The sequence below is a fragment of the Corallococcus sp. AB038B genome (assembly GCF_003668955.1).
In the GTDB taxonomy this organism is placed as follows: domain Bacteria; phylum Myxococcota; class Myxococcia; order Myxococcales; family Myxococcaceae; genus Corallococcus; species Corallococcus exiguus.
Genome location: NZ_RAWO01000001.1, coordinates 2,486,072 through 2,503,200, shown reverse-complemented (window position 1 = coordinate 2,503,200; position 17,129 = coordinate 2,486,072). Strand labels below are relative to the sequence as shown.

Sequence of the window (17,129 nt, the reverse complement as noted above, 5' to 3'; positions counted from 1 at the left end):
CATGCGCCATGGACTCGTGACCTCGTTCCTCTCCGCCCTCCTGCTGAGCGCCGTCTCCGCAGCCCAGGCCCAGACGGCCCAGCCGGTGGAGACCGCGCCCCCGAACGTCCCGGAGTTCAAGCCCGCGTTCCCGCAACAGACGCGCGCCCCGGAGGTGAAGACGCGCACGCCCATCGTGGTGACGGAGATCGCCTCGGGCTTCAACAAGCCGTGGGCCATCGCGTTCCTGCCGGATGGGCGCTTCCTCGTCACGGAGAAGCCCACGGGCTCGCTCTACATCGTCACCGCCACGGGCAAGAAGTCGCCCCCGGTGGCGGGCCTCCCCAAGGTCGACGGCCGGGGACAGGGCGGGCTGCTCGACGTGGAGGTGGGGCCCGACTACGCGAAGAGCGGGCTCATCTACTGGACCTATTACGAGCCGCGCGAGGGCGGCAACGGACTCGCCGTGGCGCGCGCGAAACTGGTGGCCGGCCCGAAGCCGCGCATCAAGGGCCTCCAGGTCATCTTCCGCATGCAGCCCACGCTCGAGTCCACGCTGCACGCGGGCGGGCGGCTCGTCTTCACGCCGGACGGCAAGCTCTTCGTCACGCTCGGCGAGCGCTCCATCCTCCCGGGCCGCGTCCAGGCGCAGGACCTCAAGAGCGACTTCGGGAAGGTGGTCCGCATCAACCCGGATGGCTCCATCCCCCAGGACAATCCCTTCGTGGGCAGGAAGGACGCCCGGCCGGAGATCTGGTCCTCCGGACACCGCAACATCCTCTCCGCGGCCCTGGATGCCCAGCAGCGGCTCTGGATCGTGGAGATGGGACCGCGCGGAGGCGATGAGCTCAACCGCCCGGAGGCCGGCAAGGACTACGGCTGGCCCACGATTGGCTATGGCGAGGAATACTCGGGCGAGCCCATCCACAAGACGACGCAGGCCGCGGGCATGGAGCAGCCTGTCTATTATTGGGATCCGGTCATCTCGCCCTCGGGGCTCACCATCTACTCGGGGGCGCTCTTTCCGGAGTGGAAGGGGAACTTCTTCATCGGCGGCCTGTCCAGCCAGGCGCTGGTGCGGCTCGTCTTGAAGGACGACCTCGTGGTCGGAGAGGAGCGCCTGCTCACGGAGCGCAAGGCGCGGATCCGCGAGGTGGTCCAGGGGCCCGACGGTGCGCTCTACCTGCTCACGGACGCTTCGAACGGCCGCCTGTGGAAGCTCACTCCCGGGACTCCATGAATTCCATGAATGAGGTATGCTTCAAGCCGAAACATCCTCACCGGGAGACACACATGATGACGTCGTTGAAGAAGGCGGGCCGGGTGCTGTTCGCGATGGGCGCGGGTGCGTTCGTTTCATTTGGCGCCACGCTGGCGCTGTCCACGCCCGCGACCGCGGAAGCATCTCAGGTGGAGTGCTACGCCGAGGAGTGCAACGCCAGCTGTGTGGCGAAGGGGTTCCGCCTGGGCAAGTGTTACAAGGCGGCCTGTACCTGCTTCTAGTACGACCTGGTCACTCCCATGAGAGCTGCTCAGGCGGGGCGCTGGGGCTGATGGCCCTGTCGCAGAAGGGGCTGCTCGATGGGCATCCCTGGCTCATGGGAGAGGCCGCGCCTGGGTATATCGAGCCGACGCCGACGAATGTCTGGCGACTGAACCTCTCCCACGAAGGTCGTCGATGACAGTCCCGGCTCGCATCCTGGTTGTCGAGGACGACGCCCCCATCGCCGCGGGCCTCGTCCGTGGCCTGAAGCAGGCGGGGTTCCAGGTGATGCTCGCCACCGACGGGGAGCTCGCACTCGAGGCGTCCGAGCGCGAGCGGCCTGACTTGGTGGTTCTGGACCTGAATCTCCCCGGGAAGGACGGCTTCGAACTGTTGGACGCGTGGAAGGGCCGGCTGCGCGTGCCTGTCATCGTGCTCACCGCGCGTCAGGAACTGGAGGCCCGGCTGCGCTCGTTTGGGCTGGGGGCGGTGGACTATCTCGCCAAGCCCTTTTGGATGGAGGAGCTGGTCGCGCGCATCCGCGCCAGGCTGCTGCTCCTGGAGGAGCGACCGCGCCGCGTCCTGCGTTGGGACGATGTACGCCTGGACCTCGATGCGCGCGAGGTGAGCATCGAGAGCACAGGCCCCGTGTCGCTGACCCGCCATGAGTTCGACGTGCTGGCGTATCTCGTGGAGCGCCCCGGCAGGGCCATGACGCGGGCCCAGATTGCCCAGCACGCCCTCCCGCCCAATGAGGAGCGCGATGACCGGACGGTGGACTCCCATGTCGCGCGCCTCCGGAAGAAGCTCGGGCCGGCGGGAGCGCGTATCCGGACGTCCTGGGGCATCGGCTACCAGTTCGCCCCGCCAGAGGAGTCTTCGTGAGGCTGTACAACCGTCTGGCACCGCGCATCCTCGCGGCCTCCTCGCTCCTGGGCCTCCTGGGGACGCTCGGGACCTCCTATCTGGCGACCTTCATGGGAGTGGATACCGCGCTGCTGCGGAGCACGCGCTTCGCCACCGCGCTCATCCTGTCCACCCATCGCGAGGAATGTCAGGCGGCGCCGGGCTGGCGCTTTCAGGGTCCCGAGGGCATCGAGGTGGAGGCGTTCGATGCAGCCCTGCTCGGAGCAGGTGTCCCGGGAGGGCGCCCCGAGCCGAAGCTCGTCGCCCGGGTGCTGGAGGGGGAGGAGGAGGCGACCCTCATCTATCTTCCGTTCCTTCATCCTGACCCACGGTGGGGAGGCGCTTCGGTAAGACGGCTCGCGCCCTCCGGGCCGTGCAGTCTGCTGGAGTTTCGCTGGCCCCCCATGCATGAGCGCGTGACGGTGGGGCGGTGGCTTCTGGGGCTCGCCCTTCTGGTCACGACTGTCGCGGCGGCGCTGTCCACCTTCGCCGTCGTCCAGCCGCTCCTCAAGCGGCTGCGCCGCCTGCACCGCGCCGCGCGGGCGCTCGGGGCTCCAGACTACCCGTCCGCCACGGATGGCCTGGGGGACGAGTTGGCAGAGGTGTCCCAGGCACTCGACGCCACCCATGCTCGCGTCCAGCGGGATGCCGCGCGCATCGAATCCCAGAAGCATGCGCTGGAGCGGCACCTGGCGGACGTCGCGCACGACCTGAAGACGCCCATCGCCTCGCTCCAACTGTCGCTGGAGCTGGCCTCGGCGGAGCCCGCTCAAGGCAACCCGGAGCTGCTGCGGCAGGGGCTCGAGGACACCGTCTACCTCACGTCGCTGGTGGACAACCTCCACCTCGCCTGTCAGATGGGGGAGGGGGTGGATCCGCTGGCGGAGGATGCCCGGGTGGAATTGGGGCAGACCGTGGAGCGGGTCGTTCGCAGGTTCAGGCAGCTCGCACGGAGGCGGCAGCTCACCGTGGAGTGCTCACGCCCCGACGAGGAGCTCTGGGCGCGCTGCAATCCCACGATGATGGAGCAGGCCATTGGCAACCTGCTGCACAATGCCATCACGCACGGTGAGGAAGGCGGCCACGTCGTGGCGGTGCTGGAGGCCGTCGGGCCGCGACGCTTCCGGCTCACCGTGCTGGATGACGGCCCGGGGCTTCCCTCCGAGGAGTTGGAGTGCCTGGGGAAGCGGGGGTTCCGCTCCCGTCAGTCGAGGCGCCGGGCCCCGCGAGGCAGCGGGCTGGGGGTCTCCATTGTTCGCGAGCTGTGCCGATGTGTCGGTTTCTCGTTGGAGTTCTCCAGCAACATGCCGCGAGGGTTGAGGGTGATCATCGAGGGCCCCCAGTCGTGAGGCCGGGGGACGAGGGTGGCGCGGGCGTCAGCGAGACTTGCGGATGCAGATCTTCTTCAGGGTCGCCGCGTAGGCGTCTTCCAGGGCCTTGTCGCTCTTCTTGTCACCGACCAGGACCGTGTACTTCAGCTCGTACTCCTCATTCATCATGTTGAAGCGGACGCTGCCCGTGTACGTCTTTCCCTGAGGGTCCGAGGTGGACTCGCCGGTGGGCATGTCCACGCCGTTGGCCCAGGCCCACTTGCCCGCATCACAGCCGGGATGTCTGGAGAGACTCTTGTTGGTGTCTCCGTAGGGCGTGTAGTCCACGTAGCAGCCCCCATTCCGGGGGCGGAAGTGGATCCGGCAGTCGAGCGTGATTCCGTGGCCCGTTCCCAGGGCGTTGTTGTTCCGGATGACGACGCAGTCCGTGGCAGCGTGCTCGCTCTCGGCCTTTATCTTCATGTACTTCTTCTCGAGGCTTGCCTGTCCCTTGGCGGGAAGGTCTTCGCAATCCGAGGCGAAGGCCGGGCTGACTGCGAGGCACATGGCCGCGGTGGCCACCAGAAAGGCTTTCATGATTTCGCGTTCCCCTCGGGTCGATTCCCCATGCGTTCACAGCGCCCCCATGGGCGACCGCGTCGACCTGCCCTCCACCATCGCGTCGAGATGTTGAGGAAGTGTGGAGATGCGGCTCAAGCCGGGGAGGCATCGGAGCGGCCCGGCCCTCAGGCGCCGCCGGGTGTCAGGCCGTGCCGCTCCAGCAGGCGCCGCAGCTGTGTCCGGTGCATCCCGAGCGCCCGTGCGGTAGCGGCCACGTTGCCGCCGTGGTGACGCAGGGCCTGCTCGACGCGGCTCCGCTCGTCCTCGTCCAGGGGGCGGTGACGGGCGGGCGCGGCGGCACCGGGCGGAGCAGGTGGGGCATCCGCGGGCGGGGAGGCGGTGCCGAACGCCGTCCCCGCGCCGGGGCCCAGGTGGCCCGCCTCGACGCGGGGCGCGCCCTGGAGCAGGGCCTGCTGCGCGGCGGCTCGCGCTTCGACGCGCAGCTCGCGGACGTTGCCCGGCCAGGGCCTCAGCAGACAGGCCTCGTAGAGGCTGACATGCGGTGGCAGGCCCGGCGCCAGCGCCTCCACGGCGCGCGCCACCAGGAAGGGAAGCTCCTCCGGACGCCGCCGCAGTGGGGGCAGTGAGGCCTCGGGCCTGCCAATGCGGAAGTACAGGTCCTCGCGCAGCCGCCCCTGGGCGACCTGCGCGCGCAGGTCGCGGTTGCCCGCGGAGCAGACCTGGACGTCGACCTTCCGGGGCTTCGAGCCGCCCAGCGGGAGCACCTCGCGCGTCTCCAGCGCCCGCAGGAGCTTCGCCTGGACGCCCGGGTCCAGCTCCGCCACCTCGTCCAGGAACAGCGTGCCCCCGTCGGCCGCTTGCAGGTAGCCCTCCGCGTCGTCGGCGCCGGAGAAGGCACCGCGCCGCGCGCCGAAGAGCAGCCGCTCCGCGAGCGCGGCGGGAATGGCCGCGCAGTTGACCGCCACGAAGGGCCCCCGGCTCCGGGGACCGCGGTCATGGAAGGTGCGGGCCACCTGCTCCTTGCCGGTGCCGCTCTCGCCGTGGATGTGCAGCGTGAAGCCGTGCTGCGCGGAGCGCGCCACCTCCTCCAACAGCCGCTGGAAGGCAGGGCCACGCACGAAGCCCTCCACCTCCCGCACGCCGTGGCGGGCCAGGGGGCCCACGTCCGGACTGGGAACGAAGAGCGAGTCCCCCAGCCGGATGAGCCGCTGGGCCTCGCGCGGCACGTGGGGCGGCACCGGCTCGCCATCCACGGAGGTCCCGTTCTGGCTGCCCAGGTCCGTCACCCAGAAGCGACGCCCGTCGTGGTGCACGCGGGCATGGCTGCGCGACATCCGGGGGTCCTGCGGCGTGCCCAGCACGGGGCTGGCGCGTCCCAGCGTCAGCTCGCCCTGGAGGGGCACCGCCACCGCCATCGGCGTCCCCGCGCACGTCAGGCGCAGGAGCCCCGGCACTGGCGCGTCGTCCTCGGAGGCGCCCTGCCGGACGGGGCCGCTCGGCCGAAGGGTCGACGGGTCGTGTTCCATGCCGCGCCATCATACCCGTGCCACCGTGGCACGGAGCCTTGTGTCAGCGCGTGTGCCAACCGGCGGCTCCTGCGCGGGCGCCTCGGGGCGCGGCCGTTTCGCCGCGCCCCTCGCCGTGATGGCATGCTGCTCGCATATTGGGGCCGCGAAGGGCTCCCCGTCGGAAGCCCTCTCCCGAGGAGACACCTGGTGAAGCTTCTGCGCGCGTGGCTCGGATGTCTGGCATTGATGATGGGCGGTGGCGGCTGCCAGCTGACCGCGCCCGTGCGGGTTCCTCCCAGCGAGGCGAAGGCGGAGCCCTCCGGCGGAGGCGGCTGCCCCACCGGCCAGTGCGACCCGGATCCGAACGGCCTGGGCATCTACATCGCGGAAGGCCAGAGCCACTGCTTCGTGTACGAGCGGTCCGCTCCGCTGTGTCCGGAGGGCTTCGTCAACACGCCCGAGGGCGTGGTCATGAAGGTCCGGCCCCGGGATGGGCGCCGCGCGGTGCTCGACATCCCGGTGGAGCTGGCCGGAAAGCCGGACGACGCGCCGCGCCTGCACGGCATCCACGCCACGCCCACGGACCTCTACCTCGCGGTGGCCGGTCCGGACGGCGCCGTCCGCAAGCTGCGGGGCACGGACCTGGCGAAGCTGACCTTCACGTTCCTGCTGCCGGTGACGCCCGCGGATGGCGACCCCCGGCACCCGCGCTACGAGATGACCTGGACGCCGCTCGGCGCCAACCGCTTCCAGGTGCTCTACCGTCAGGTGGGGATGTCCGCCTGGCGGCCGCAATGCGCGGCGCCTGGAAAGGAGACCGTCGCCTCGCTGCTGCTCCCGGGGCGGCACGTGGACGGGCTGACCGCGGCGCTCCGGACGGAGGCAAGCGCGGTCACGCTGGCTTGCGTGACGGGAGCCATTGGCGTGTGTCTGGATTGGGGTTACCAGCCGTGGGATCCGGCGTCGCTGGGGGACACCCCGGAGCGGACGGCCGGCTACGGAGCGTGTCTCCAGGCCAAGCGCGCCGCGTACTTCGTGGGGCTCGGCGACGCCCGGACCTTCACGGTGAGCGGCACGGACTTCCTGCGGCGGGATGCCCATGGCTTCGGCCTGCGCTCCAGCGACCGGCTGGACGAGCTCGACCACGTCGAGGCGCTCTGGAGCCCCCAGGGCGCCGTCTGCCTCAACCCCCAGAACCGCAGGACCGCCCTGCCGCTGCCCGCGAGCCTCCAGCTGCCGTCCTGTGGCGTCGCGCCCCAATGGAGCGCGACGGCGGTGATGGCGACGGGCGTGCCCCGCCCCTTGAAACAATAGGCAGCGCCTGGGACGTGGAGCTACGAGCCGCCAGGCCCCGGGGCCGCCTCGCGGATCCACGCGGCGTATTCCTCTCGCAACCCGGGGGCGAGCTCCACGGCTCGCGCGAGCGCGGAGCGCGCCTCCCCACGCTCCGCCGCCGCGTCCCGCCCGCGAGCACCCGCGAGCAGCAGCACGCCCCGCTGGGCATGGGCCTCCGCGCGCGCCGGGTCGAGCCGCAGCGCCTCCGCCACCTGTTCGAGCCCCTCGCGCACCACCGTCCGCGCCGCGCGGGGAGCCAGCGCCCACGCGAGCTCTCCACACACCCGTGCGCGCTCCAGCCGGGCGTCCGCGTAGGGATGGGCCCGCGTCGCCCGCCGTGCCTCGTCGAGCGCCCGGCGCAAATGGGGCACGGCGTCCCGGCCCTGGCGCCGCGCGTGCTCCGCCGCCAGGCGCTCCACCGTCGCGCCCTGGATGCGGCAGTCGGCGCAGGCCGGAGCGCGCGTGGAGGCTTCCGCCAGCGCCTGGCGCGCCCTGGCGAGCGCCGGCTCCGGGGTCCCGCCCTCCCGCAGCGCCAGCCGGGCCTCCAGGACGTGCGCGCGGGCCCGGTGCAGCAGCGCGCGGTCCGACGCCGGGTTGAGCTCCAGCGCACGCGCCACGTGCTGGAGCACGGCCGCGACTTCGGAGCGCGCGTCCCCCCCGGTGTCGAAGCGGAAGTGCCCCTGCGCCAGCTCCGCCACGGCCAGGTGGTTCAGCACGGCGGCGAAGCGGCCGTCCAGCGCGAGCGCCTTCGCTCCCGCGTCCCTCGCCCGCTGGACGTGCGCCGCCGGGTCCTCGCCCCTCGATTGACGCCAGGCGGCCTGCTCCGCGTGCAGCTCCGCCAGGTTGGCGTGGGCGAAGAGGTAGGAGGGGTCCGCCTCGGCCGCCCGCTGGAAGCACCCCTCCGCTTCCGCGTAGGCCCCGGAAGGGTCCACGCCGTGCTCCCGCTGGTGGTTGCCGCGCCAGCGGTGCACGAGCCCCAGGTCGTTGAGCGCCCAGGGGTAGCGCGGCTGCTTCGCGATGGCGCGCGACAGCCACGTGATGGCCTCCGCGAAGGACGCGTCCGGCGACTCGCCGTCCCGGGCCTGCCGCAGGCCCCGCATGAAGTGTCCGTAGCCCAGCGAGTCGTGCGCGAGCACGTCGTCCGGCGCCAGCTCCACGGCCCTGCGCGCGGCCTCCAGCCACGCGTCCAGCAGCGCGGGCGCGCCGCGGGGATCCGCCTCGCCCTGGAACGTCACCCGCCGGTACTGGTTCATCAACACCTGGGCCTTCCGGGTGTGGCCCGAGGCCCGCTCCGGATCCGCCTGGAGGCTCCGGTCCGCGGCGGCCTCGGCCCGCTCCAGCGCCCCCAGCCGGGAGCGGCCCTCGCGCCGGTCCAGCTCCGACACCTGCATCCAGACGTCCGAGAGCGCCTCGTGGGCCGCCGCGTCGCTGCGCGCCACCTCCAGGAGTTCGCCGTAGCGCAGGGCCGCGTCCTCGAAGCCGGCCCGCGCCCCCGCGTAGTCGCCCCGCTCCAGCAGCGCCAGGGCCCGCGCGGAGGTGACGTCCGCCAGCAGCTTCCGGGGCTCGGGGAGCCACGGCGCCTGCGTCACCGCCTCCCGCGCCGCCCGCGCCGCGGCCGCGAGGTCCTGGCGGTGGAAGGCGATGAGCCCCTCCAGGTAGCGCGGTGACTCCAGCGCCGCGCCCCGCGCCTGCTCGAGCGACCGCAGCGCGGGCGCGAGGTAGCGCGCCTCCAGCTCCCCGCGCCGCTGCGTCACCCACGCCGCGCCGCCGCTGCGCCGCGCGTCCTCCAGGGCCCGCCGGTAGCGCTCGCCCAGCACCTGTCCCAGCGCGGAGTGCAGTTGCGGCGAGTCGACGCCCAGCTCGCGCGCGCGTTCCAGGGCCTGGTGTGCCTGCTCGAACTCGCCCAGCGCCAGGTGCCCGCGTCCGAGCGCCAGCTGCACGAGCCCGTCCCCCCGTGCCCCCAGCCCGTGCCGCAGGGAGGCGATGGCCGCCAGCCGCTCACGGACGCGGCGCTGCTCGGGCCGCGTGTCGTGCAGGGGCAAGGCCTGGGACGCGCGCACGAACCACTCCGACTCCCGCACCTGCTGGCCCAGGTGCTCCGCCAGCCGCACGCGCGCCGCGCTCTCCACCTGGAGCTCCCGCTCCGACAGCCACGAGCGCACCGCGAGCCCGCCGAGCAGCAACATGCCCGCCAGCGACACGCCCGACACGGCCACCAGCGCCCGGTGCCTGCGCGCCAGCCGCCGCAGCCGGTGGCCGGGGCCCGGCCGACGTCCCAGGATGGGCTCCCCGTCCAGGTAGCGCCCGAGGTCCTCGGCGAGCGCGCGGGCGGAGCCGTAGCGCTGCGCCGGGTCCTTCTGCAGGCACTTGAGGCAGAGCGTCTCCAGCTCCGCGTCCAGGTGCGGCAGGCTCGCGCGCAGGGCGGGAGGCTCGTCGTGCAGCACCGCGTTCAGCGTCTCCAGCGGGGTGGCGCCGGTGAATGGCGGGACGCCCGCGAGCAGCTCGTACAGCGTGGCGCCCAGGCCGTAGACGTCGCAGCGCCGGTCGATGGCGCGCAGGTCTCCCCGCGCCTGCTCCGGCGCCATGTACGCGGGCGTGCCCATGACCTCGCCCGTGGCGGTGAGGCCGTGGCCCAGGCCCGCGTCGTACGCCAGCCCGAAGTCCACGATGACGGGCACGGGGCGGCCCGCCCCGTCCCGGGTGAGCAGCACATTGGAGGGCTTGAGGTCGCGGTGGATGACGCCCAGCCTGTGGGCCTCGTGCACGGCCTCCGCCGCGGCCCTCATCACGCGGACCTTCTCCGGCACGGAGAGGGACGCGGCGGCGCGGTCCAGCGGCTCGCCCTCCACGAGCTGCATGGCGATGTAGGGCCGGCCGCCCAGCTCCCCGGCTTCGAGCACCCGGCAGATGTTCGGATGGTCGAGCCGCGCCTGGGCGCGGGCCTCCTGGAGCAGCCGCATGGCGCGCTCGGGGGACGCGCCCCGCAGGAACTTGAGCGCCACCTCGCGATCCAGGCGCAGGTCGCGGGCCCGGTGGACCTCGCCCATGCCGCCCCGGCCCAGCAGCGACAGCAGCGCGTAGCGCTCGCGGTGGGAGGCAGGCGGGGACTCCACGGGCAGGAGCCGCTCCGCGTCCAGCGTGGGCAGGTCCACCGGCGCGGGGACTGGCGTCGTCGGCTCGCTGGCCGGAGGGCTCGCGGGCGCGTCGCCGACGGAGGGTGCCATGGCCGCGAGGCTATCAAACGCGCTGGCACGCTGGCACGGCGCCCCCGTGCCAGTGGCACACCGCGGCCCGTGCCTCCGGTGCGCGCGGAAGCCCGGTCCTCCCGAGTGAGGCGGCCTTCGGAGTCCACACGGCACGGGCATTGCTCAGGGCACGGGCATGGCGCGGCGGCGCACCCAGGCCCGGAGCCAGGGGCGCCCCACGTCATCCATCCATCCCATCACCGAGGACATCCCCATCATGTCGAAGCTCCGTCACGCACTGGTCGCCCTGTCGCTCCCCGCCCTGCTGTGGGGCTGCGGTCCCGAGGACCTGCCGTCCGGCACCGCGAATCCGGCCGCCCCCGGGACGCCGCTGCTGGCCACGCAGGAAGAGGAGCTCGCGGCGACCGGCGAGTACACCTGGGCGCAGGGCGAGGCCCTCACGCCGCTGGGCGCCAGCGCCGGCCGGGCGTGCTTCCTCACCCGCGTGGGCGGAGACTTCGAGGGCTCCGGTGAGCGCATCGACATCACGGAGAGCGGCGGCTCCTGGTACCTCGGAGGGGCCTCCAACCAGTCCGGCATCCGGGGCGCCGCGCGCTGCGTGGACGCGACCGCCTCCCAGCAATACGAGTGGACCCAGTCGATGGCGTACCCGGTCTCCATGGGCACGGCGACGGGCCGCGTGTGCTTCCTCACCGGCGTCGCCGGCAAGTTCCACGGCAGCGGCGAGTGGGTGCGCGCCTATGTCGAAAACGGCTACTGGTACCTGAACGGCAACTCCAGCCAGAGCGGCGTGCGGGCGCGCGCGCGCTGCGTGACGACGACGAGCTACACCGACGAGTTCGGCTGGGGGCAGGGCGGGGCCGCGAAGCTGATGGACCCCGTGGCGGGCCGCGCCTGCGCCCTGACGTACATGCGGGGCAAGTTCGAGGGTGGCGGTGAGTACGTCCGCACCTTCCAGAGCAACGGCTACTGGTACCTGGGCGGCGCCTCCGGGCAGGTCGAGGTGTCCGGCCGGGCGCGCTGCTTCTAGACCACGCGTCCCGCCTCCGCGGCATGGATGTGTTACGTGTCACATCCATGCCCAGACACCTCGCGCTCGCGCTCCTCCCCGTCCTCTCCGCGTTGGCTTGTGTTTCGCCGGCCACCGAACCGGAGAGCGAGCTCGGGGAGTCCGGACAGGCGGCCACGACGCCGCTCCGGCAGAAGGCGCTGGGCCGCATGCGGAACGCGGCGAAGTACTTCCATGACAACGTCGCGCGCCACGGTGGCTATGCGTGGCACCACAACGCCACCAACCTGAGCGAACGCTGGGGCGACATCCAGCTCGACGAGGATCAGATCATGATCCAGTCGCCCGGGACGTCGGACGTGACGATTGCCTTCGTCGAAGCCGCCCTCGCGGACCCGGCGACTCCGGCGCTCAAGACCTACGCGCTGGACGCGGCGATGGCGCTGCGCCACGGACAGGTGAAGTCGGGCGGATGGCGCCTCTACGCGGACTTCAAGCCGACGCCGACCATCAAGGCCTGCTACCTCAACACCACGGCCAGCTGTAGCTGTGGCGGCTGCACCACGACGGCCTACGACGACCAGGTCACCCAGAACGCGCTCATCGCCATCATGCGCACCGACCAGCTCCTCGGGTTCGCGAACACCGCCATCTCCGGTTCCTCGTCGTACGCCCGCGCGCGGGTGGAGACCTCGCAGTTCCCCACGAACGGCGGCTTCCCCCAGGGGTTCACCGGCCCCGTCGCCGCGCGGCCCGCACTCTTGGCGAGCTATCCGCCGTCGATTGGCACTTCGTGTGGCCTCGCCCATTGCCATGCCAATTCCTACACGAACGAGTACTGGGACGACCCGACGCTGAATGACAACCTGGCGACGGCCTTCGTGGAGATGCTGTCCTGGGCGAAGGAGATCTACCCCTCGCAGGCCGCGACGTATCAGTCCATGCGCACCGCGTTCGGTGACTTCCTCCGCCGCGCGCAGATGCCGCAGCCGCAGCCTGCCTGGGCGCAGCAATATGACATCCAGATGCAGCCGCGCTGGGCTCGCAGCTGGGAGACGCCAGCGATTGCCGGACAGGAGAGCCAGGACGTCATGTGGGCGCTGCTTCGCCTCTACCAGCTCGACCCGGGCGTCCCGGCGAACCGCGCCGCGGTCGGCACCGCGCTCGCGTACCTGGAGACCGTCGACTACGCCAATGACACACTTCTCTCCCGCTACATCGAACTCGACGACACCTCACCGTCGAACATCGGCTTCTACACGGTGAAGCCTGGCGGCTATCCGGTCCGGTTCTCGACCGCGCCGCCGACCTACCAGAACTACGGCTGGGAGGGTCCGTCGCAGCTCGCCGCCATCCGCGCGGAGTACGACCGGCTGGCCACCGACACGACCGTGATGAAGCGCTCGTGCCAGCAGCTGCGCGCGGACACGGCCCAGGCGGTGGACGCGGCCGTGAACAACGAGCGGTGGATCACCACGTACAGCCCGGGCGGCCCGCGCAGTGGTGCCACGCCGGGGGACTACCTGGACACGAGCACGTTCGCTCGGAACATGCGCACGCTGGCGGAGTTCGTCACGCGCACGACGACCGACTGCACCGCCTGGAACTATTGAGGCGGTCCACGCCGCTTGACGCCCTGCCCGAATCAGGCGACGACCGGGCCCATGCCCTACACCCCCATCGTCGCCACGCTGGGCTACGTGATGTCGCCGGACGGCCAGCAGGTGCTGCTCATCCACCGGAACGCGCGCCCGGAGGATGCCCATTACGGCAAGTACAACGGCCTGGGCGGCAAGATGGACCGCGACGAGGACATCGCCGCGTGCATGCGCCGCGAGATTCGCGAGGAGGCCGGCATCGAGTGCACGCGCATGGTCCTGCGCGGCACCCTGTCCTGGCCCGGCTTCGGCAAGCACGGCGAGGACTGGCTGGGCTTCATCTTCCGCATCGACGCCTTCGAGGGCACGCCCCTGGAGAAGAACCCCGAGGGCTCCCTGTCCTGGGTCCCCGTGTCCTCCATCCTGTCCCTGTCGCTGTGGGATGGGGACCGGCACTTCCTGCCGCTCGTGTTCGACGCGGACCCGCGCCCCTTCCACGGGGTCATGCCCTACGAGGGCGGTCGCGCGTTGAGCTGGTCCTTCACCCGACTGTAGGGCGTCCTCCGGGCGTCCTCCGACCAACGCTCACGGCCGTTTTCCAACCAGCGCTCCGGCCCGGACCGCTACAACCGCCGCTCACACTTGAGACTCACGTGAAGGAGCGCGGCGCATGGACCTCATCGGACAGCTCTCGCAGCAGCTTGGAGTGAATGGCACGCAGGCACAGGGGCTCGCGGGTTCGCTCCTGAAGCTGGTGCAGGGCACGGTGCAGGAGAAGGTCGGCCCGGACGCGGCCCGGCAGATGGACCAGGCCATCCCGGAGATGCAGGGCTGGCAGCAGCAGGCGGAGGCCCCGGCGGCTGACGGCGGCGGCCTCATGGGCGCGCTGGGCGGCATGCTCGGCGGCGGTGGTGGCGGTGGTGGTGGTGGCGGCCTCATGGGCGCCCTGGGTGGCGCGGCGGCCCACGCGGGGGAGATCGCCGGCGTGGTGGCCATCCTCCAGCGCTTCAACCTGGACACGAGCAAGGCCACCCTGGTCGCGCCCCTGCTCCTCAACTTCCTCAAGTCCCGCCTGGACCCGGGACTGGTGGGGAAGATCCTCGCCGTGATGCCCCTGCTCGCGGGCGGCGCCGGTGGCGGCAGCGGCCCCCAGGGGGGCGGCGGACTGGGCGGAATGCTCGGCGGCATCCTGGGGAAATAGGAACGCCGGAGCCCTGTCATTCCAGGGGCTTGAGGGAAAAGTCGGGCGGGAATGCAAAACAATTCCGCTCGCGGTGACTTGAAGGGGAACGGCGGGCTCCCACCCGCCAGGAGCCCCGGTCATGACATTCTTGTCCCGCATGCAGCCCTCCCCCGCTCCCATCGCCCCCCGCCGGCTTCCGGAGGCCCCGTCGCAGGGCCCCGCGAACCGTCCGGCGCAGCGGCCCGCAGTCGGGCGTCCGGGAGACGGGTTCGAGGTGCGCGGTGGGCGCGCGGGTCCGGCCGGGGTGGGTGGATGCGCGGCTCCGGCCGGAGCTGGAGGCCATGCGGCTCCGGCCGGAGCTCCGGGAGGCATCGCGGCGGGCGGCGTCAGCGGCGGCACGCAGGCGGGCCCCGTGGCCGGCGGGGCTGGGAGTGATGGGCCTGGAGCCCTGGGGCTCGAGGGCGGCGGCGCGGGACAGGTACAGCCCGACGTCCAGGCCTCGGGCGGCGTGGGCGGCACCGTGCAGCCGCAGGGCGCGATGGAGCAACTGCTGCAGAGCGCTCGCGACAACGTGCCCGGCTTCACCTGGCTGGAGTCCAAGGTGGACGGGGCCCTCAAGGTGCTCGGAGCCGGCACCGACGTGACGGGCTCGCAGGCGGACATCGAGTCCATGAAGCCGGGGGACAAGTTCTCCACGTCCGGCGGCTTCGACGGCGGCTACAAGATTGGCCGCCTCCAGACGCGCGCGCAGATTGAGGTCAGCTGCGAAGAGGGCATGCGCACCCACCCGACCACGGGCGCGCGCGAGCCGGGGCCCAACTACCGGCTGAGCATCGACTCGGAGGTCCTGGGCGGCGTGGGCTTCGAGAACAGCAAGCTCGACGCGAAGCTGCTCGCGGGGGGTGGCGGCAAGGTGGAGTTCAAGTTCGAGACGCCCGCCGAGGTGGCCCGGGCCAACCGCATCATGGACCGCATGAAGACAGGCATGCAGGCCAACATCGCGGGCGCGGCCGACATGCCTCCCAAGGAGGACATCGAGTGGCTGCAGAGCAAGATGGCCGCCGTGGAGCTGCGTGGCACGGGCGCCGCGCAGTTCGCCGCGGACATCCCCGTCCCGGGCGGCCCGCTGGTGAACAACCTGGACGTGGGCGGCAAGGCCCGCTCGGACCGCACGGTCCGCATCGAGTTCCCGGAGGGCAAGCCGCCCGAGGTCGTCATCAAGGACGCCGTCCAGGTGGAGGTGGGCGGCGGCCCGAACCGGAACCTGGAGGTGGACAAGTCCATTGTCGGGCCGGACCGGATGAAGCTCCCCATCAAGGGCGGCGTGAAGGTGGGCGCATCGCTCAAGGGCAGCGGCAAGCTGGAGGTGGAGACGCGCATCCCGCTGCCCACCGGGGCAAAGACAGACGAAATCCTCAAGGACCCGAAGGCCGCGCTCGGCCCCGCGCTGAAGGACCTGGCGGCGAACTCGCGCAGCAAGGTCACGCTGACGGTGGAGGGCGCCGGCCTGGTCCAGGGCAACGGCAAGGGCACGTCCTACGAGGTCAGCATCGAAGGCAACCCCGGCACGCTCGTGAAGAACGGCGCGTTCGGCAAGCTCCTGGAGGGGGACGTGCCGGGGGCGTTCAAGACGGCCGGCGAGGACACGAAGGTGGAATACAAGGAGACGTCCTACACGCAGCGCGGCGTCTCCATGGCGCCTGGCTTCAAGGTCGGCCCCGTGAAGGTGGGCTGGGAGCTGGAGGTGGCCCGGCGCACCGTGGACGGCACGCCGACGGTGTGGACGGGCAACGGAGCGGATGCGGCCCGGTGGCTGGAGGGCAACCCGGAGAAGCAGGCCGCCTGAGGCTACAGCGCCATCGTCCCGGCGATGATCTCCTTCATCACCTCGGACGTGCCGCCGCCAATGGTGAGCATGCGCACGTCGCGCCACGCCCGCGCGACGTGTGACTCCTCCACGTAGCCCATGCCGCCGTAGAACTGCTGGCAGTCATAGGCCACGCGCTGGGCCAGCTCCGTGGTGAGGAGCTTGGCCATCGCAATCTCCTTCACCGGCTTCTGTTTGCGTTTGCGATTGAAGAGCTGCACCGCCTGATAGGTGAGCTGCCTCGCCGCCTCCACGCGGGTGGCGTGGTCCACGAAGGTGTGGCGCCACACCTGGAAGTCCAAGAGGCGCTTTCCAAACGCCTGCCGCTCACGGCCGTAGCGGATGGCTTCACGCAGCAGGTCGTCCATCACCGCCACCGTGTAGAGCGCCGTCACCAGGCGCTCCGCGTGGAAGCTGTTCATGATGTGGAAGAAGCCGTCGTTCTCCCGGCCCAGCACGTAGCGGGCGGGGATGCGGCAGTCCTCGAAGTAGAGGATGGCCATGTCCGACGAGCGGTGCCCCACCTTCTGGAGCTTCTTCGACACGGAGAAGCCCTTCACGTCCGTGGGCAGCGTCACCAGCGAGATGCCCGGCGCGCCCTCCCCGCCCGTGCGCACCGCCAGCACCAGGAAGTCCGCGCGGGCGCCGTTGGAGATCCACGTCTTCGCGCCCTGGATGACGTAGTCGTCGCCGTCCCTTCGCGCGGTGGTGCGCAGACGGGCCAGGTCCGAGCCCGCGTCCGGTTCGCTCATCGCCAGCGCCGCGATGCGCTCCCCGGTGAGCGCGGGAGCCAGGAACTCGCGCTTCTGCTCGTCGGTGCCCAGCTCGTTGATGACCGGCGTGGCCATCTGCCCCTGCACCAGGAGCGACATCGCCACGCCCCCGTTGCGCGCCCGCGCCAGCTCCTCCGCGAAGGCGGCCACGTACCAATAGTCCAGCCCGCTCCCGCCATATGCAGGGTCGTGGCTGATGCCGAAGAAGCCCAGCTCGCCGCAGCGGCGGAACACGTCGCGAGGGAACTCGCCGGCCTGGTCCCACTCCAGCGCGTGCGGGGCCAGCTCCTTCTCGGCGAATTGACGCACGGTGCGGCGGAACGCCTCGTGCTCCGGGGTGAAGCGCTCATCCATGGACTGGGATGCTGTCAGGGCCCGCCCCGCGCTTTC

Annotated in this window: 14 protein-coding genes; 10 read left to right on the top strand and 4 right to left on the bottom strand. The window is 71.6% G+C overall.

The genetic code is table 11. The features are described 5' to 3' along the window. The first annotated feature begins 1 nt into the window (after nt 1). The 4 genes from D7Y04_RS10390 to D7Y04_RS10375 all read left to right on the top strand — a co-directional run bounded on the left by D7Y04_RS10390 (nt 2) and on the right by D7Y04_RS10375 (nt 3,717). Nucleotides 2-1,219: a PQQ-dependent sugar dehydrogenase gene (locus D7Y04_RS10390; RefSeq protein ID WP_121759097.1), complete on the top strand. Its 1,218-nt coding sequence runs from the start codon at nt 2-4 to the stop codon at nt 1,217-1,219. Between the two features lie 53 nt (nt 1,220-1,272). Continuing rightward, nucleotides 1,273-1,482 (top strand): hypothetical protein, encoded by a 210-nt coding sequence (locus D7Y04_RS10385; protein ID WP_014394946.1) that lies wholly within the window; start codon nt 1,273-1,275, stop codon nt 1,480-1,482. Nucleotides 1,483-1,657: 175 nt separating this feature from the next. After that, nucleotides 1,658-2,347 (top strand): response regulator transcription factor, encoded by a 690-nt coding sequence (locus D7Y04_RS10380; RefSeq protein WP_120600259.1) that lies wholly within the window; start codon nt 1,658-1,660, stop codon nt 2,345-2,347. Continuing rightward, nucleotides 2,344-3,717, top strand: coding sequence for a HAMP domain-containing sensor histidine kinase (locus D7Y04_RS10375; protein ID WP_120600258.1), 1,374 nt, complete (start codon nt 2,344-2,346; stop codon nt 3,715-3,717). The genes D7Y04_RS10380 and D7Y04_RS10375 overlap by 4 nt, the downstream gene beginning before the upstream one ends. Before the next feature lie 27 nt (nt 3,718-3,744). Here the strand turns inward: D7Y04_RS10375 and D7Y04_RS10370 are convergent, their stop codons facing one another. Both D7Y04_RS10370 and D7Y04_RS10365 read right to left on the bottom strand, forming a co-directional pair. Next, nucleotides 3,745-4,275 carry a hypothetical protein gene (locus D7Y04_RS10370; protein ID WP_216672671.1) on the bottom strand — a complete coding sequence of 177 codons (531 nt, stop codon included), beginning with the start codon at nt 4,273-4,275 and terminating at the stop codon, nt 3,745-3,747. A 149-nt stretch (nt 4,276-4,424) separates the two neighbouring features. Beyond that, nucleotides 4,425-5,786, bottom strand: coding sequence for a sigma 54-interacting transcriptional regulator (locus tag D7Y04_RS10365; RefSeq protein WP_121759095.1), 1,362 nt, complete (start codon nt 5,784-5,786; stop codon nt 4,425-4,427). A 189-nt stretch (nt 5,787-5,975) separates the two neighbouring features. On the opposite strand from D7Y04_RS10365, the gene D7Y04_RS10360 reads away from it, so the two are divergent. After that, nucleotides 5,976-7,082, top strand: coding sequence for an ADYC domain-containing protein (locus D7Y04_RS10360; RefSeq protein WP_147454833.1), 1,107 nt, complete (start codon nt 5,976-5,978; stop codon nt 7,080-7,082). 20 nt (nt 7,083-7,102) lie between these two features. Here D7Y04_RS10360 and D7Y04_RS10355 read toward each other — a convergent pair whose 3' ends face one another. Beyond that, nucleotides 7,103-10,327 carry a serine/threonine-protein kinase gene (locus D7Y04_RS10355; RefSeq protein ID WP_121759094.1) on the bottom strand — a complete coding sequence of 1,075 codons (3,225 nt, stop codon included), beginning with the start codon at nt 10,325-10,327 and terminating at the stop codon, nt 7,103-7,105. Between the two features lie 238 nt (nt 10,328-10,565). Here D7Y04_RS10355 and D7Y04_RS10350 point away from each other — a divergent pair, with 238 nt between their 5' ends. The 5 genes from D7Y04_RS10350 (at nt 10,566) to D7Y04_RS10330 (ending at nt 15,945) form a co-directional block, all read left to right on the top strand. Continuing rightward, on the top strand, nt 10,566-11,339 hold the full coding sequence (locus D7Y04_RS10350; protein WP_147454832.1) for a hypothetical protein: 774 nt from the start codon (nt 10,566-10,568) through the stop codon (nt 11,337-11,339). Nucleotides 11,340-11,386: 47 nt separating this feature from the next. Further along, entirely contained in the window at nt 11,387-12,931 is a 1,545-nt protein-coding gene (locus D7Y04_RS10345) for a pectate lyase (RefSeq protein ID WP_121759093.1), read from the top strand. 51 nt (nt 12,932-12,982) lie between these two features. Beyond that, the gene (locus D7Y04_RS10340; protein WP_120599580.1) at nt 12,983-13,471 is read left to right on the top strand and encodes an 8-oxo-dGTP diphosphatase; all 489 of its coding nucleotides are present in this window, start codon (nt 12,983-12,985) and stop codon (nt 13,469-13,471) included. A gap of 115 nt (nt 13,472-13,586) precedes the next feature. Next, nucleotides 13,587-14,117, top strand: a complete 531-nt coding sequence (locus tag D7Y04_RS10335) for a DUF2780 domain-containing protein (protein ID WP_121759092.1) — start codon at nt 13,587-13,589, stop codon at nt 14,115-14,117. A 121-nt stretch (nt 14,118-14,238) separates the two neighbouring features. Continuing rightward, on the top strand, nt 14,239-15,945 hold the full coding sequence (locus D7Y04_RS10330; RefSeq protein ID WP_121759091.1) for a hypothetical protein: 1,707 nt from the start codon (nt 14,239-14,241) through the stop codon (nt 15,943-15,945). 2 nt (nt 15,946-15,947) lie between these two features. On the opposite strand, the gene D7Y04_RS10325 is transcribed toward D7Y04_RS10330, so the two are convergent. Beyond that, nucleotides 15,948-17,093 carry an acyl-CoA dehydrogenase family protein gene (locus D7Y04_RS10325; RefSeq protein ID WP_120546224.1) on the bottom strand — a complete coding sequence of 382 codons (1,146 nt, stop codon included), beginning with the start codon at nt 17,091-17,093 and terminating at the stop codon, nt 15,948-15,950. Between the last annotated feature and the right edge of the window lie 36 nt (nt 17,094-17,129).

Coding starts and splice junctions, on each gene's coding strand:
- D7Y04_RS10390 (WP_121759097.1), top strand. CDS start 2: ATGCGCCATGGACTCGTGACCTCGTTCCTCTCCGCCCTCCTGCTGAGC.
- D7Y04_RS10385 (WP_014394946.1), top strand. CDS start 1,273: ATGATGACGTCGTTGAAGAAGGCGGGCCGGGTGCTGTTCGCGATGGGC.
- D7Y04_RS10380 (WP_120600259.1), top strand. CDS start 1,658: ATGACAGTCCCGGCTCGCATCCTGGTTGTCGAGGACGACGCCCCCATC.
- D7Y04_RS10370 (WP_216672671.1), bottom strand. CDS start 4,275: ATGAAAGCCTTTCTGGTGGCCACCGCGGCCATGTGCCTCGCAGTCAGC.
- D7Y04_RS10365 (WP_121759095.1), bottom strand. CDS start 5,786: ATGGAACACGACCCGTCGACCCTTCGGCCGAGCGGCCCCGTCCGGCAG.
- D7Y04_RS10355 (WP_121759094.1), bottom strand. CDS start 10,327: ATGGCACCCTCCGTCGGCGACGCGCCCGCGAGCCCTCCGGCCAGCGAG.
- D7Y04_RS10350 (WP_147454832.1), top strand. CDS start 10,566: ATGTCGAAGCTCCGTCACGCACTGGTCGCCCTGTCGCTCCCCGCCCTG.
- D7Y04_RS10345 (WP_121759093.1), top strand. CDS start 11,387: ATGCCCAGACACCTCGCGCTCGCGCTCCTCCCCGTCCTCTCCGCGTTG.
- D7Y04_RS10340 (WP_120599580.1), top strand. CDS start 12,983: ATGCCCTACACCCCCATCGTCGCCACGCTGGGCTACGTGATGTCGCCG.
- D7Y04_RS10335 (WP_121759092.1), top strand. CDS start 13,587: ATGGACCTCATCGGACAGCTCTCGCAGCAGCTTGGAGTGAATGGCACG.
- D7Y04_RS10330 (WP_121759091.1), top strand. CDS start 14,239: ATGACATTCTTGTCCCGCATGCAGCCCTCCCCCGCTCCCATCGCCCCC.
- D7Y04_RS10325 (WP_120546224.1), bottom strand. CDS start 17,093: ATGGATGAGCGCTTCACCCCGGAGCACGAGGCGTTCCGCCGCACCGTG.